General features: G+C 72.6%; 11 protein-coding genes. 9 read left to right on the forward strand and 2 right to left on the reverse strand.

Features of this window, described 5'->3' with window-relative positions; all coding sequences use genetic code 11:
* The first annotated feature begins 37 nt into the window (after positions 1-37).
* The 3 genes from CRM73_RS09620 to CRM73_RS09630 all read left to right on the forward strand — a co-directional run bounded on the left by CRM73_RS09620 (position 38) and on the right by CRM73_RS09630 (position 2823).
* Positions 38-715 (forward strand): ATP-dependent Clp protease proteolytic subunit, encoded by a 678-nt coding sequence (locus CRM73_RS09620; RefSeq protein ID WP_017834585.1) that lies wholly within the window; start codon positions 38-40, stop codon positions 713-715.
* Between the two features lie 151 nt (positions 716-866).
* Entirely contained in the window at positions 867-2162 is a 1296-nt protein-coding gene (gene clpX / locus CRM73_RS09625) for an ATP-dependent Clp protease ATP-binding subunit ClpX (RefSeq protein ID WP_017834586.1), read from the forward strand.
* 64 nt (positions 2163-2226) lie between these two features.
* Positions 2227-2823 (forward strand): DsbA family protein, encoded by a 597-nt coding sequence (locus tag CRM73_RS09630; protein WP_109222440.1) that lies wholly within the window; start codon positions 2227-2229, stop codon positions 2821-2823.
* 90 nt (positions 2824-2913) lie between these two features.
* Here CRM73_RS09630 and valS read toward each other — a convergent pair whose 3' ends face one another.
* Complete coding sequence (valS, locus tag CRM73_RS09635; protein ID WP_229587522.1) at positions 2914-5574, reverse strand: valine--tRNA ligase; 2661 nt, start codon at positions 5572-5574, stop codon at positions 2914-2916.
* 85 nt (positions 5575-5659) lie between these two features.
* Here valS and CRM73_RS09640 point away from each other — a divergent pair, with 85 nt between their 5' ends.
* The 5 genes from CRM73_RS09640 (at position 5660) to ndk (ending at position 12426) form a co-directional block, all read left to right on the forward strand.
* Positions 5660-6439, forward strand: a complete 780-nt coding sequence (locus tag CRM73_RS09640; RefSeq protein WP_229587523.1) for an SDR family oxidoreductase — start codon at positions 5660-5662, stop codon at positions 6437-6439.
* A 289-nt stretch (positions 6440-6728) separates the two neighbouring features.
* A complete protein-coding gene (gene ileS / locus CRM73_RS09645) occupies positions 6729-10097 on the forward strand; it encodes an isoleucine--tRNA ligase (protein ID WP_229587524.1) in 3369 nt (1122 codons plus the stop codon).
* Entirely contained in the window at positions 10094-11467 is a 1374-nt protein-coding gene (locus tag CRM73_RS09650; RefSeq protein ID WP_035930036.1) for a folylpolyglutamate synthase/dihydrofolate synthase family protein, read from the forward strand. The genes ileS and CRM73_RS09650 overlap by 4 nt, the downstream gene beginning before the upstream one ends.
* Before the next feature lie 64 nt (positions 11468-11531).
* Positions 11532-11966 (forward strand): DUF4233 domain-containing protein, encoded by a 435-nt coding sequence (locus CRM73_RS09655; protein WP_017834592.1) that lies wholly within the window; start codon positions 11532-11534, stop codon positions 11964-11966.
* A gap of 43 nt (positions 11967-12009) precedes the next feature.
* Positions 12010-12426: a nucleoside-diphosphate kinase gene (gene ndk / locus CRM73_RS09660; protein WP_017834593.1), complete on the forward strand. Its 417-nt coding sequence runs from the start codon at positions 12010-12012 to the stop codon at positions 12424-12426.
* A gap of 133 nt (positions 12427-12559) precedes the next feature.
* Here ndk and CRM73_RS09665 read toward each other — a convergent pair whose 3' ends face one another.
* Positions 12560-13192, reverse strand: a complete 633-nt coding sequence (locus CRM73_RS09665; protein WP_229587526.1) for a vitamin K epoxide reductase family protein — start codon at positions 13190-13192, stop codon at positions 12560-12562.
* A 427-nt stretch (positions 13193-13619) separates the two neighbouring features.
* Between CRM73_RS09665 and CRM73_RS09670 the strand changes: the two genes are divergently transcribed.
* Positions 13620-16273: Rne/Rng family ribonuclease (locus tag CRM73_RS09670; protein ID WP_229587527.1), on the forward strand; the 2654-nt coding region annotated here is incomplete at its 3' end.

Below are 16273 nucleotides of genomic sequence, written 5' to 3' on the forward strand. Positions count from 1 at the left end.
TCAGGCACGCTCTTCCAGACCTCCGAGGAACTCAACCATGACCTTCACCCACGGACCTTCGTCCACGGCCGGTTCCGCGGCCGCCCTGCCCACCAGCCGCTACGTGCTCCCCGACTTCGAGGAGCGCACCCCCTACGGGTACCGCCGGCAGAACCCCTACACCAAGCTGTTCGAGGACCGGATCATCTTCCTGGGCGTCCAGGTCGACGACGCCTCGGCCGACGACGTCATGGCGCAGCTGCTCGTGCTCGAGGCGCAGGACGCCGACCGGGACATCACGATGTACATCAACTCCCCGGGCGGGTCGTTCACCGCGATGACCGCGATCTACGACACCATGCAGTTCATCCGCCCCGAGGTCCAGACGGTGTGCCTCGGACAGGCCGCGTCCGCGGCGGCCGTCCTGCTCGCCGGCGGCACCCCCGGCAAGCGCCTGGCCCTGCCGAACGCCCGCGTGCTCATCCACCAGCCGGCCATGTCCGGTCAGGGCGGGGGCCAGGCCTCGGACATCGAGATCCAGGCCAACGAGATCATGCGCATGCGCGAGTGGCTGGAGGAGACCCTGGCCCTGCACTCCGGCAAGACCGCCGAGGAGGTCAACCGGGACATCGAGCGCGACAAGATCCTCACCGCGTCCGCCGCCAAGGAGTACGGGATCGTGGACCACGTCCTGGAGTCCCGGAAGATCCACAAGCCCGCGACCGTCACCTCCTGACCCGGGCGACCCGCCGCAGCCCACCCGCAGCGCCCCGGTGCGCCGCGACCCGACCGGTCGCGGCGCACCGGGGCGCCCTGGTGTTGGGGCGGGACCCGGTCCTCGCCTATCCTGGACGAGGATTCCCGTACCCCGACCAGAGGACTGTTTCATGGCGCGCATCGGCGAGACCGCGGATCTGCTCAAGTGCTCCTTCTGCGGCAAGAGCCAGAAGCAGGTCCGCAAGCTCATCGCGGGCCCGCGCGTCTACATCTGCGACGAGTGCATCGAGCTGTGCAACGAGATCATCGAGGAGGAGCTGAGCGAGGTTAAGGACCTCGAGCAGCAGGAGCTCCCCACGCCCCACGAGATCTACCAGCACCTCCACCAGTACGTGATCGGCCAGGAGACCGCCAAGCGGGCGCTGGCCGTGGCCGTGTACAACCACTACAAGCGGGTCCGGGCCGGCGAGAACGGCAAGCCCCTGTCCCTGGCCACGGCGGCCGGTGACGAGGACGTCGAGATCGCCAAGTCCAACATCCTGCTGGTCGGCCCCACCGGCTCCGGCAAGACGTACCTGGCCCAGTCCCTGGCCCGCAAGCTCGACGTGCCCTTCGCGGTGGCGGACGCCACGTCCCTCACGGAGGCCGGCTACGTCGGCGAGGACGTCGAGAACATCCTGCTCAAGCTCATCCAGGCGGCGGACTACGACGTCAAGCGGGCCGAGACGGGGATCATCTACATCGACGAGATCGACAAGATCTCCCGCAAGTCCGAGAACCCCTCGATCACCCGCGACGTCTCCGGCGAGGGCGTGCAGCAGGCGCTGCTGAAGATCCTGGAGGGCACCGTGGCCTCGGTGCCCCCGCAGGGCGGGCGCAAGCACCCGCAGCAGGAGTTCATCCAGATCGACACCACCAACGTGCTGTTCGTCGTGGCCGGCGCCTTCGCCGGGCTCGAGGACATCGTGGACTCCCGGGCGGGCCGGACGAGCATCGGCTTCGGCGCGGAGCTGAAGCAGAGCGGGCCGCGCCACGAGGTGATGGCCGACGTCATGCCGGAGGACCTGCTGAAGTTCGGCCTGATCCCCGAGCTGATCGGCCGTCTGCCCGTGGTGACCACGCTGCGCGAGCTGTCGGTGGCCGACCTCACCCGCATCCTCACCGAGCCGCGCAACGCGCTCGTGAAGCAGTACAAGAAGATGTTCCAGCTGGACGGCGTCGAGCTGACGTTCGACCCCGAGGCGCTGACCGCCGTCGCCGAGCTCGCGATCCAGCGGGGCACGGGCGCCCGCGGGCTGCGCGCCATCCTCGAGGACGTGCTCCAGCCCGTCATGTTCGAGCTCCCCAGCCGGGAGGACATCGCCGCCGTGCTGGTCACCGCCGAGGCCGTGGCCAAGCAGGCCGAGCCGGAGATCATCACCCACGAGATGATCCGCGAGGAGCAGAACCGGAACAAAACAGCCTGAGCCGTGGCTTCTACCCGGTGAAGCGTCCGCCACTCCCGGCGGACGCCCGCACGAGAGGAAGCTGATGACGGACAAGGTGGAGTTCTGGTTCGACCCCCTGTGCCCCTGGGCCTGGATGACCTCGCGGTGGATGGAGGAGGTCGAGCGGTTGCGCGACGTCGAGGTGCACTGGCGGATCATCTCGCTGGGCATCCTCAACGAGGAGAACCCCGGCAACCACCACCACGGCCACGAGGAGTCGATGTGGCTCGTGCGCGTGGTCGAGGCCGCGGCCCGTGCCCACGGTGACGAGTACAACAAGAGGCTCTACGACGCCATGGGCACGCGGCGCCACCCCGGGGGGATCGAGGACCTGGAGCGGATCATCACCGAGTCCCTCGAGGAGGTCGGCCTGCCCGCGGAGCTCGCCGCGGCCCGGCACGCCACCGAGTTCGACGACGCGCTGCGGGCCTCCACGGAGGCCGCCCAGGCGGTCGCCGGCGAGGACATCGGCACGCCCTGCATCTCCGTCAACGGCGTGGGCTTCTTCGGCCCGGTCTTCACGCCGGCGCCCCGGGGCGAGGACGCCGCCCGGGTCTGGGACGGCTGCCTGGCCCTGGTCTCCCACCACGGGTTCTACGAGCTCAAGCGCGGTCGTGACGAGGGCCCGATCTTCGACTGAGCAGCGACCCGGACCGACCCGGGTCCCGGACAGCACGAGGGCCCGGCAGCCGCGGCGGCCGGGCCCTCGTGCTGCGCACCGGGGACGGCGCTACCGGGCCGGCTCCTCCGCGGGGACCAGCTCGACGTCGCGCACGGCGAGGCCCTCGGGCCCGGCGACGAGCACGAGCTCGGCGGCGTTGCCCGCGGCCTTGAGGTCGCCCAGGCCCGCCTCGAGGCGGGCGACGTCCTCGGAGGCGGCCGTGATGGTCGCCGAGCGCACCTCCGTGCGCTGCTTGACCTTGGCCTCGGACTTGGCCTTGCGCAGCCCCGAGAGGGCTTCGCCCACGGTCGTGAGCACCTCCGGGTCGGCGTCGGTCACGGCGTCCGCGAAGCCCTCGACGCCCGGCCACGAGGCCCGGTGCACGGAGCCGGTGCGCCACCAGGACCAGACCTCGTCCGTGGCGAACGGCAGGACGGGGGCGAACAGGCGCAGCAGCGCGTCGAGGGTCGTGGCGAGCGCGGCGTGCACGGACGCCTGCGCGGCCGCCCCGCGGGCCCCGTAGGCCCGGTCCTTCACGAGCTCGACGTAGTCGTCGGTGAAGGTCCAGAAGAACTGCTCGGTGAGCTGCAGGGCCCGGGCGTACTCGTAGTCCCGGAACGCCTGGCCGGCGCGCTCCACGACCGTGGCCAGCTGGGCGAGCAGCGCACGGTCCACCGCGTCGGTCACGACGTCCGCGGACGCCCCGGCGCCGAGCACGGAGGCCTCGGTGACGCCCTGGGCGAGGACGAACTTCGAGGCGTTGAGCAGCTTGATGGCCAGCCGGCGGCCGATCTTCATCTGCCCCTCGTCGTAGGCGGTGTCCGCGCCCAGGCGGGCGGAGGCGGCCCAGTAGCGCACCGCGTCGGCCCCGTAGTTCTCGAGCACCTCGGTGGGGACCACCACGTTGCCCTTGGACTTGGACATCTTCTTGCGGTCCGGGTCGAGGATCCACCCGGAGAGCGCGGTGTTGGTCCAGGGCACCGTGCCGGCCAGCGACTCGGAGCGCACCACCGTGGAGAACAGCCAGGTGCGGATGATGTCGTGGCCCTGGGGCCGGAGGTCCATCGGGAAGGTGTTGGCGTGCAGCCGCTCGTCGAACGCCCAGCCGGTGGCGATCTGGGGGGACAGCGAGGACGTCGCCCAGGTGTCGAGCACGTCCGGGTCGCCGGTGAAGCCGTGCGGCTGATCCCGCTGGGTCTCGTCGAAGCCGGGGGCCGGGTCGGCGGCCGGGTCCACGGGCAGCTGGTCGAGGGCGGGCAGGACGGGGTCGTCGTAGTCCGGGTTGCCGTCGCCGTCGAGCCGGTACCAGACCGGGAAGGGCACCCCGAAGAAGCGCTGGCGGGAGATCAGCCAGTCGCCGTGCAGGCCCTCGATCCAGTTCTCATACCGGGACCGCATGAACGCGGGGTGCCAGGCCATCTCACGCCCGCGCCCGATGAGCGCCTCGCGCCGGTCGGCGTCGCGGCCGCCGTTGCGGATGTACCACTGGCGGGAGGTGACGACCTCGAGCGGCTTGTCGCCCTTCTCGTAGAAGTTCACCGGGTGCATGACCTTCCGGGGCTCGCCCACCAGGTCCCCGGACCCCCGGAGCATCTCCACGACGGCCTGCTGCGCCGAGAACACGGTCTTCCCCGCGACCTCGGCGTAGCGCTCGGCCGGGGCGCCGGCGGCGATCCACTCCGGGGTCTCGCTCGCGAAGCGGCCGTCACGGCCGATCAGCGCCCGGGTCGGGAGGTCCAGCTCCCGCCACCACGTGACGTCGGTGAGGTCGCCGAACGTGCAGATCATGGCGATCCCGGAGCCCTTGTCCGGCTTGGCCAGCGGGTGCGCCCGCACCTCGACCTCGACGTCGAACAGGGGGGACCGCACCGTGGTGCCGAACAGCGGCTGGTAGCGCTCGTCGTCCGGGTGGGCCACGAGGGCCACGCACGCGGGCAGCAGCTCGGGGCGGGTGGTCTCGATGTGCACCGGCTCGCCGTCGGGACGGTGGAAGGCGACCCTGTGGTAGGTGCCCTCGCGCTCCCGGTCCTCGAGCTCGGCCTGGGCCACCGCGGTGCGGAAAGTGACGTCCCACAGGGTGGGGGCCTCGGCCATGTAGGCGTTGCCGGCCGCGAGGTCCTGGAGGAAGGCGCGCTGGGAGACGGCCCGGGAGCGGGCGTCGATGGTGCGGTAGGTGCGGGTCCAGTCCACGGACAGGCCCAGGGTGGAGAACAGCTGCTCGAAGACCTTCTCGTCCTCGACCGCCAGCTCCTCGCAGAGCTCGATGAAGTTCTTGCGGGAGACCACGTCCCAGTCGCGCTGGTTCTTCGCGGGCTTCTCCGGCGGGCGGTAGCCCTCGACGTAGGGCCTCGTGGGGTCGCAGCGCACGCCGTAGTAGTTCTGCACGCGGCGCTCGGTGGGCAGGCCGTTGTCGTCCCAGCCCAGCGGGTAGAAGACGTTCTTGCCGCTCATCCGCTGGAAGCGGGCGATCACGTCCGTCTGCGTGTAGGAGAACATGTGGCCGACGTGCAGGGAGCCCGAGGCGGTCGGCGGGGGAGTGTCGATCGAGTAGACCTGCTCGCGCGTGGTGTCCTCGTCGAAGGCGAAGGTGCCCTCCTCGCGCCACCTGCGCGCGTACTTCTGCTCCAGGCCCTCCAGCGCGGGCTTGTCGGGAACGGTCACGGGCGTGGTCTCGGGCGTGGTCTCCGGTGCGGTCCCGGGCGTGTCTGTGCCCTGCGTGTTGTCAGCCATGCCGACCAGTCTCTCACGAGCCCCGGCGCGCGCCCCGACGCCCCGGTGCTTGGGCGGCGCCCGGCGCCCGGCTAGCGTGGGACCCATGACCGATCAGCAGAGCCCCACCACGCACACCGGCAGGGTCGCCGTCGTCACCGGCGCGTCGACCGGCATCGGGGAGGCCACCGCGCGCGAGCTGCGCCGGTCCGGCTGGACCGTCTACGCGGTGGCCCGCCGCGCCGAACGGCTCGAGGCCCTGGCCCGCGAGACGGGGGCCGTGCCCGCGCCGTGCGACATCACCTCGGACGCCGACGTCGAGGCCCTCCGGGACCAGGTGCTGGAGGAGCAGGGCCGCGTGGACGCGCTGCTCAACATCTCCGGCGGCGCCCGCGGCACGGACCGCGTGGCCGAGGCCAGCACCGAGGACTGGGAGTGGATGTACCAGGTCAACGTGCTCGGCACGATGCGCCTGACCCGCGCCTTCCTCCCGGCGCTGCGCGCCAACGGCGAGGGCACCGTCCTGAACCTCACGTCCCTCGCCGCGCACCGGGCCTACGAGGGCGGCGGCGGCTACAACGCCGCGAAGTCCGCCGAGCGGGCCATGACCGAGGCGCTGCGGCTCGAGGAGGCCGAGCACAACGTTCGCGTCGTCGAGATCGCCCCGGGCCTCGTGCACACCCCGGAGTTCTCCCTCAACCGCCTCGGCGGGGACCAGGAGGCCGCGGAGAAGGTCTACGCGGGCGTGGACAAGCCCCTCACCTCCGAGGACGTCGCCCAGGTGTGCGCCTTCGCGGTGAACCTGCCCCACCACGTGGACCTCGACACCGTGACCATCAAGCCGGTCGCCCAGGCGGCCCCGCACAAGCTGATCCGCGGCCGGTAGCCCTCCCGCGACCTCGGCGAAGTCGCCGGTGGGTTAAGATGGGGGCAGTCATCACGGCGTCGATCCGGCCATCACCGGGGAGTCTTCGGAAGAACAGGCCCGCCCCGCCCCGGGGCGCGCCCCAGTAGAACCGAACGGGTAAGCCCGTCACAGCAGTCGACGAGCGGCGGCCCGCGTCCCCCAGGGGACCGGGGCGCAAGCGAGGTGGTACCGCGTTCCGCCCCGGGCGACCGGCCGGCAGCGTCCTTGCACCCTGACCCGCACGAGCAGCACCGACGTCAGAACGAGGATGGACCCCGTGTCAGACCAGCCCGTCTACCCCAAGGCGACCACCGACCCCGCCGCCCGGGGCGTGCCCGCGGCGCCCGCGTTCCCCGCCGTGGAGGAGCGCGTCCTCGCCTACTGGGCGCAGGACCGCACGTTCCAGGCCAGCGTGGACCAGCGCGACCCCGGCCGGGACGGCTCCAACGAGTTCGTCTTCTACGACGGCCCGCCCTTCGCCAACGGGCTGCCGCACTACGGGCACCTCCTCACCGGCTACGTCAAGGACCTCGTGGCCCGCTACCAGACCCAGCGGGGCCGCCGGGTGGAGCGCCGCTTCGGCTGGGACACCCACGGCCTGCCCGCCGAGCTCGAGGCGATGAAGCAGCTCGGGATGGCGGACAAGCAGGAGATCGAGCGGATGGGCGTCGCGGCGTTCAACGACGCCTGCCGGTCCTCCGTGATGAAGTACGCCTCCGAGTGGCAGGACTACGTCACACGCCAGGCCCGGTGGGTCGACTTCGACAACGACTACAAGACCCTCAACCCGGACTACATGGAGTCCGTGATCGCCGCGTTCAAGGCGCTCGACGACAAGGGCCTCGTCTACTCCGGCTACCGCGTCCTCCCTTACTGCTGGAAGGACGAGACCCCGCTGTCCAACCACGAGCTGCGGATGGACGACGACGTCTACCAGGACCGTCAGGACCAGACGGTGACCGTCACCTTCCCCGTGCTCGACGACGCCTCGTGGGCGGTCCGGCCCGAACTGGCCGCCGAGCTCGCCGGGGTGGAGGCCCTCGCCTGGACCACCACGCCCTGGACGCTGCCGACCAACCAGGCGATCGCCGTGGGCCCCGAGATCGTCTACGCCGTGGTCCCCGGCGCCGGCGAGCTCGAGGGCCGGCGCTTCCTGGTCGCCGAGGAGCTGCTGGGCGCCTACGCGAAGGACCTCGGCTGGGGCGAGGCCGAGGACCCGGCGGCGGCCGCGGCCGCGGCGGTGACCGCCCGGCACCGCGGGGCCGACCTCGAGGGGCTGCGCTACCAGCGGCTGTGGGACTACTTCGCGGACGCCGAGCGCTTCGGCACGGGCACGTCCTGGCAGTTCGTCGTGGCCGACTACGTCACCACCACCGACGGCACCGGGCTCGTGCACCAGGCGCCCGCCTACGGCGAGGACGACCAGAACGTCTGCGCCCGCTACGACATCCCCGTGGTGCTCTCCCTCGACGAGTCCGGGGTGTTCTACCGGCTCTTCGAGGACGAGCGGCTCGCCCCCGGCGCGCCCCTGGCCGGGATCGCCGGGCGCAACGTCTTCGACAAGGACGTGGCCCGCACGGTGGTCCGGGACCTCAGGGCCCAGGGCCGGCTGGTCCGGGAGGCCAGCTACGAGCACCCGTACCCGCACTGCTGGCGCTGCCGGAACCCGCTCATCTACCGGGCCGTGTCCTCCTGGTTCGTGGAGGTCACCCGGATCAAGGAGCGGATGGTCGAGCTCAACCAGCAGATCACCTGGATCCCGGAGAACGTCAAGGACGGCCAGTTCGGCAAGTGGCTGGAGAACGCCCGCGACTGGTCGATCTCCCGCAACCGGTACTGGGGCACGCCCATCCCGGTGTGGGAGTCCGACGACCCCGAGCACCCGCGCCGCGACGTCTACGGGTCCCTCGCCGAGCTGGAGGCCGACTTCGGCCGGCTGCCCGTCAACGACCGGGGCGAGGTCGACCTGCACCGGCCCTGGATCGACGAGCTGACCCGCCCGAACCCCGACGACCCGACGGGCGCCGCCACGATGCGCCGCGTGCCCGAGGTGCTGGACGTGTGGTTCGACTCCGGGTCGATGCCGTACGCCCAGGTGCACTACCCCATGGAGAACCGGGAGTGGTTCGAGACCCACAACCCCGGCGACTTCATCGTGGAGTACATCGGCCAGACCCGCGGCTGGTTCTACACGCTGCACATCCTGGCGACCGCGCTGTTCGACCGGCCCGCGTTCCGCAACGTCATCAGCCACGGCATCGTGCTGGGCTCGGACGGGCAGAAGATGTCGAAGTCCCTGCGCAACTACCCGGACGTCAACGAGGTCCTGGACCGGGACGGCGCGGACGCGATGCGCTGGTTCCTGATGTCCAGCCCCATCCTGCGCGGCGGGAACCTGGTGGTCACCGAGCAGAGCATCCGCGACGGCGTGCGCCAGATGATGCTGCCGCTGTGGAACGTCTACCACTTCTTCGGCCTCTACACGAACGCCGCGAACGGCGGCGCCGGCTACGAGGCCCGGACCCGCCACGACTCGGAGCACGTGATGGACCGCTTCGTGCTGGCCGCCACCGGCCGGCTCGTGACGGACGTCCAGGACGCCTTCGACCGCTACGACGTCTCCGGGGCCGCGGATCGCCTGCGCTCCTACATGGACACCCTGACCAACTGGTACGTGCGCCGCTCCCGGGACCGGTTCTTCGACGAGGACACCGTCGCCTTCGACGTGCTGTACACCTGCCTGGAGACCGTCTGCCGGGTGGCCGCCCCGCTGCTGCCCCTGGTCGCGGAGGAGATCTGGCGCGGGCTGACCGCCGGGCGCTCCGTGCACCTGACCGACTGGCCGGACGCCTCGCTGTTCCCCGCCGAGGCCGACCTGGTGGCGCGCATGGAGACGACCCGCACGATCTGCTCCAACGGCTCCGCCCTGCGCAAGGCCCACCAGCTGCGCGTGCGCCAGCCGCTGGCCGGGATGACCGTGGTGGTGCCCGGGGGCGACGAGCTCGCGGGCACCTTCGAGCGCATCGTCGCGGACGAGCTGAACCTCAAGTCGGTGACCCTGCTCGACGCCGGCCAGGCCTCCGCGGAGCAGTTCGGCATCTCCCAGCAGCTCAAGGTCAACGCCCGCGCCGCGGGACCCCGCCTGGGCAAGGGCGTGCAGGCCGTGATCAAGGCCGCGAAGTCCGGGGACTGGAGCACGGCCGAGGACGGCACCGTCACCGCCGGCGGAACGGCGCTGCAGGAGGGCGAGTACGAGCTCGAGACCGTCGTGGCGCAGGACGCCGCGGCCGGGTCCCGCGCCGTGGCGGTCCTGCCCGGCGGCGGCTTCCTCGTCCTCGACACCGAGCTCACCCCCGAGCTCGAGGCCGAGGGCACCGCCCGGGACAGGGTCCGGGCGATCCAGCAGGCCCGCAAGGACGCCGCCCTCCAGGTCTCCGACCGGATCCGCACCGTCGTCACCGCCGACGAGCGGACGGTCGCCGCCCTCGAGGCCAACCGCGGGCTCGTGGCCGGCGAGACGCTCTCCGCCGAGCTCGAGCTGCGCGTGGGCGAACCGGCCGTGGCCGTGTCCGTCGTGGGCGCCCCGACCGGGGCCTCCGCCGGCACCTCCGCCGGCACCGGGGCGGTGCGGGCGTGAGCGCCCCCTTCGCCGGGACCGGTGGGGCGGGGACCGTCGAGGAGGTCTACGCCCGGCTGCTCGAGCGCGCCCCCGAGAACCGGATGGCCCCGCGCCTGGACGCGATGCGCCGGACCATGGAGGTCCTGGGGGAGCCGCAGCGCGCCGCCCCGGTGATCCACCTGACCGGCACGAACGGCAAGACCTCGACCGCCCGGATGGTGGAGGCCCTGCTGCTCGCCCACGACCTGCGGGTGGGCCGCTACACCAGCCCCCACCTCTCCCGGGTCACCGAGCGGATCAGCGTGGACGGCGCGCCCGTCGACGACGAGACCTTCGTGCGCGTCTTCGGCGAGATCGCCCCGTACCTGGGCTTCGTGGACGCCGAGCTGGCCGAGCGGGGGGAGCCCCGGCTCAGCTACTTCGAGACCGTCACGGCGCTCGCGTTCGCGGTCTTCGCGGACGCGCCGGTCGACGTCGTCGTCCTCGAGGTGGGCATCGGCGGCTCCTGGGACGCCACGAACGTGGCGGACGCCGCGGTGTCCGTGGTGACCCCGATCGACCTCGACCACACGGACCTGCTCGGCGACACGCTCGGGGAGATCGCCACCGAGAAGGCCGGGATCCTCAAGCCGGGCGGGTTCCTCGTCTCCGCCGCGCAGGACCCGGAGGCCGCCGAGGTGCTCCTCGCCCGGGCCCGGGAGCTCGGCGTCCCGTTCCGCTTCGGCGGCGTGGAGTTCGGCGTGGAGGCCCGCGCCACGGCCGTGGGCGGTCAGGTGCTCACGCTCCAGGGCCTGGCCGGGCGGTACCCCGAGGTCCTGCTGCCGCTGTTCGGCGCCCACCAGGCGGAGAACGCGGCCCTGGCCCTCGCCGCCGTGGAGGCGTTCCTGGGCGGCGGGGAGAAGGAGCTCAACCCGGAGCTGGTCCGCACCGGGCTGGGCGCCGTCGAGTCCCCGGGACGCCTGGAGCTGGCCCGCAAGGCGCCCCCGGTGGTCCTCGACGCCGCGCACAACCCGCACGGGCTCACGGCGGCGGCGGCCGCCCTCAAGGAGGCCTTCACGTTCGGGAAGCTCAACCTCGTGGTGGGGATGCTCCGGGAGAAGGACGCCGAGGCGATGCTGCGGGTCCTGCTCGACGAGTACGAGGAGTTCCACACCGAGTTCTGGTTCACCCGGTCCTCCTCGCCCCGGGCGGTCGACCCGCAGGAGCTCGTGGAGCTCGCCGTGGACCTCGGCTTCCCGGAGGACGTGGTCCACGCCGTCCCGCAGCTCGACGACGCGATGACCGAGGCCGTCCAGGACGCCGCCGCCCGCCCGGAGTTCGACGGCGCCGTGCTGGTCACGGGCTCGATCACCGTGGTCGGCGAGGCCCGCACGCTGCTGGGGCTGTGACCGTGCCCCGCGCCCCGCACCGACCGCACCCCCCGCAGGAGAGGACCCGTCCCACGTGGCACGCATGACCAGAGCCCAGCGCGACCGGCGCCCCGGGCAGCCCCGGCCGCGGCGCTCGATCCGCACGATGTTCGCCTCCTCGGTGCTGGTCATGGAGGCGTTCATCGCGTTCTTCGCGGCCCTCACCGCCTACGGGGTCCTCGGCCGGGAGCTCGGGGACGGGGCCCGGACGGCGATCCTGGCCGGCGGGACCGCGCTCGCGCTGCTCCTGGGGCTGGCCCCCGCCGTGCTGGGCCGGCCCTGGGGGTACACGGTCGGCTGGGTCCTGCAGGCCGTGTTCCTGGCCACCGGCTTCGTGCTGCCCACGATGTTCTTCGTGGGCGGGCTGTCCGTGCTCGCCTGGTGGTACGCCGTGCTCACCGGGGCGCGGCTGGACCGGGAGAACGTCGCCCGCGACGCCGCCCAGGCGCAGTGGGAGCGGGAGCACCCGGACGGCTAGGCTGGGCACCGACATCCTGGACCCGCACCTCGGAAGGACCCCCATGACCACGGAACGCACCCTCGTCCTCGTCAAGCCCGACGGCGTGGCCCGCGGCCTCACCGGCGAGGTGCTCGCCCGGATCGAGGCGAAGGGCTACCGCCTCGTCGACCTGCGCCTGCTGCACGCGGAGCGCTCCGTGCTGGAGCAGCACTACGCCGAGCACCAGGGGAAGCCGTTCTACGAGCCGCTCGTCGAGTTCATGCTGAGCGGCCCGGTCGTGGCCGCCGTCGTCGAGGGCCACCGGGTGATCGAGGGCTTCCGGTCCCTGGCCGGGACCACCGAGCCGACCACCGCCGCGCCGGGCACGATCCGCGGCGACCTCGGCCGGGACTGGGGCGAGAAGGTCCAGCAGAACATCGTGCACGGCTCCGACTCCCCGGAGTCCGCCGAGCGTGAGATCGGCATCTGGTTCGCCTGAGCCTGAGCCCTGAGCCCTGAGCCCGCCGGACCCCGGTGCGCACCGACGACGACGGCCTCCGCCCAGCACGGGCGGAGGCCGTCGTCGTCGGTGCCGTGCGGCGTCCGGCGGAGCCGCACGGCACCGGGCGGGCTCAGGCCGGGAAGATGACCCCGGCGAACCGGACCAGGACGGTCCCGAAGAGCAGCACGAGCAGGGCGGCGGAGACGAACCACGCCCACTGCTCGGCGCCGCGCGCCACGCCGGCCGGCGCCGGCAGCACCCCGCCGCGCAGGTTGCGGGTCGTGGTGTGCACCAGCAGGACGGTCTGCATCACCCACACGAGCATGCAGTACAGGCACAGGGCGTTGATCTCGAAGGTGGTCTGCCACCACAGCCACAGCACGAAGGCCCAGCCGAGGGTCACCCCGATCTGCAGTCCCCACCAGTACCAGGCGGCGAACCGGGCACCTGCCAGCACCGCGAGCGCCACGGCCACGACGACCGCGTAGGCGACGATGCCGATGAAGGGGTTGGGGAAGCCGAAGGCCTCCGCCTGGGGCGTGCGCATGACGGTGCCGCAGGACAGCCACGAGTTGATGTCGCAGCTGGTGCGGTGGCCGGCGTCGAGGAAGAGCTGGAGCCGCTCGTACACCAGCGTGGCGGCGCCGTAGAAGCCCAGGAGCCCGGTCACGAGGGCCACGAGGCCCCAGCGCCGGTCGGCGCGGGCGTCCGGGCCGCGGGACACGGCGGGGGAGTCGTCGAGGCGGGGCGGAGTGGAGGTCACACGCCGATCCTAGGCGATGCCCCCTGATGCTCCCCGGGGGCTCTCCCGGCCCCGTGCCCGCGGGTTGCGGGCCGTGACGGAGCCAATCCGGCCCGCACCGGGGCGTCTGTGAGATACTGGCCACGGTCGAGCCCGCCCGTACGCGGGATCTCGGCCCAGTCGGACTTCGACCCCAGGTCGGCAGGACCCGCGGCTCTCATCGGATTGAGCGCGTCCGCCGCCGGCCCAAGACCGTTGCCCTCGTGAGCAGCGGCTCGAAGCCCCGGACTGGCTCGTTGCCGTCCCCGCCCGTTCGCGAGGTGTGCGGGACGCGACGGGTACGCACAGGACTTCTGGCCGCCGCGTGGACCCCCACCGGCGATACGCCGACCAAGCAGCTGCGGGGACCGGGTACGGACGGCGTACCGCGGCAGGAGCACAGCTGTATATGGATGCCGAACAGGTGAACCAGGCCGGGGCGCAGGACGCCCTGGACGCTGGTCAGCAGAACACATCGCACGACGCCCGCCGGGACCTCCCGGTGGCGGAGGCAACGGTGCAGGACGCCGCCCCCGAGGCCCCGGGCCACGTGCCCGAGGAGCCCTCGGAGGACACGCCGGCCGTGCCGGACACCGCCCCGGACGTCTCGGGCCACGTGCCCGAGGAGCCGTCGGAGGACGCGCGTCCCGCGCCGGACACCGTCCCGGAGGCCGGGCCCGGCACGCCGGGCGAGGTCCCCGGTGAGCCGTCGGAGACCGTGCCGTCCGCGCCGGCCACCGGCGACGCCGCGGGGACCGACACCCTCGACGTCGCGCCCGGGACCGCGGTCCCCGGCGACGAGCGCCCCGGTGCGGTGGCCGAGGAGGCCGCCGCGCCCGCGAACCCCGCGCCCGGCACGCCCGGTGCCGAGGAGGCCGCCGAGGGCGTCGAGCCCGCCGGCGAGACCGAGGACCTGGGCCCCGGGGCCCAGGCGCCGGCCGGAGCCGGGCAGGACTCCGCCCCGTCCGCCGAGGACGACGAGGCGGACACCGACGACGGCGCGGACACCGTTGACGAGGACACCGACGACGACGGGGAGCCGCGCACGGCGCCGGCCGCCGCGGTGACGGCGACCTCGCTCATGTTCCACGCCCCGGACCTCGACGAGCTGCGCGAGGCCGCTCAGCAGCGCGCCGCCCGGCGCCGGGAGGCGCGGCGCCGCCAGCAGGAGGAGAACGCCTCCGCCGAGGACCCGGGCGACGGTCCCGAGGAGCCGGACACGGCGGAGCTCGCCGATGAGGGCGAGGAGGCCGGCCAGGGGACCGGCGGGAGCGCCACCAGCCGCCGCCGTCGGCGCCGCCGCCGCGGCGAGGTCGACATGGAGCTCGTGGGCGGCAGCGACGACGACCCGCCCAACACGGTGACCCGGGTCCGGGCGCCCCGCGCCGCGGAGACCGCCACGGTCGACGAGGTCGTGGCCGTGAAGGGCTCCACGCGGCTCGAGGCCAAGAAGCAGCGCCGGCGCGAGTCCCGCCAGACGGGCCGCCGCCGCCAGGTGATCACCGAGGCCGAGTTCCTGGCCCGCCGCGAGTCGGTCGAGCGGCAGATGCTGGTCCGGCAGAAGGACAACCGGATCCAGATCGGCGTCCTCGAGGACGGCGTCCTGGCCGAGCACTTCGTCTCGCACACCCAGCAGGACTCCCTGATCGGCAACGTCTACGTGGGCAAGGTGCAGAACGTGCTGCCGTCCATGGAGGCCGCGTTCATCGACATCGGCCGGGGCCGCAACGCCGTGCTCTACGCCGGCGAGGTCAACTGGGACGCGTCGCGGCTCGAGGGCGAGCCGCGCCGGATCGAGGTCGCGCTGAAGTCCGGGGACTCGGTCCTGGTGCAGGTCACCAAGGACCCGGTGGGGCACAAGGGCGCCCGGCTCACGAGCCAGATCTCCCTGCCCGGCCGGTACCTGGTCTACGTCCCGGGCGGGTCGATGACCGGGATCTCCCGGAAGCTGCCCGACGTGGAGCGCGCCCGGCTGAAGAAGATCCTCAAGGACCGTCTGCCGGACGGGGCGGGCGTCATCGTGCGCACCGCCGCCGAGGGGGCCTCCGAGCAGGAGCTCACCCACGACATCAACCGGCTGCGCGCCCAGTGGGAGCAGATCCAGGAGCGGGCCGGGTCGACCAGGACGCTCGCGCCCGAGATGCTCTACGCGGAGCCGGACCTCACGATCAAGACGGTGCGCGACGTCTTCAACGAGGACTTCACCACCATGGTCGTCCAGGGCGACGAGGCGTGGGACAACATCGAGGCGTACGTGACCTACGTCGCACCGGACCTGCTCGACCGGCTCAAGAAGTGGGACGAGGACGAGGACCTGTTCGTGAACTACCGCGTGGAGGAACAGATCCAGAAGGCACTCGAGCGCAAGGTCTTCCTGCCCTCGGGCGGCTCCCTCGTCATCGACCGCACCGAGGCGATGACGGTGGTCGACGTGAACACCGGCAAGTTCACCGGCTCCGGGGGCAACCTCGAGGAGACCGTGACCAAGAACAACCTGGAGGCGGCCGAGGAGATCGTCCGGCAGCTGCGGCTGCGGGACATCGGCGGGATCATTGTGATCGACTTCATCGACATGGTCCTGGAGTCCAACCGGGACCTCGTGCTGCGCCGGCTGGTGGAGTGCCTGGGCCGGGACCGCACCAAGCACCAGGTGGCGGAGGTGACCTCGCTGGGCCTCGTGCAGATGACCCGCAAGCGCATGGGCACCGGCCTGCTGGAGGTGTTCTCCGAGCCGTGCGAGCACTGCGCCGGCCGCGGCGTGGTGGTCCACGACCACCCGCTCGAGGGCCGCTCCGGCGGTGCCACGAGCGAGTCCCGCGACCAGCGGCCGAACCGCACGGAGCGCAAGCGCGGCCGCGGGGGCCGCAACGAGCAGCAGCCCGCCCGGACGGAGCAGCGCTCCGCCGAGGCCGATCCCGCGGAGAAGGCCAAGGCCGAGGCCGCGCGGACGGCGTTCGCGACGATCGCCGCCGCCACCCACCACGAGGAGGCGGCCGCGGACGAGCCGGAGCGCGCCGAGGAGGCCGCCCAGCCGGCGGAGTCCCGGCCCGAGGGCTCGGGGCG

It is taken from the genome of Kocuria sp. CCUG 69068, assembly GCF_020833785.1.
In the GTDB taxonomy this organism is placed as follows: Bacteria; Actinomycetota; Actinomycetes; order Actinomycetales; family Micrococcaceae; genus Kocuria; species Kocuria rosea.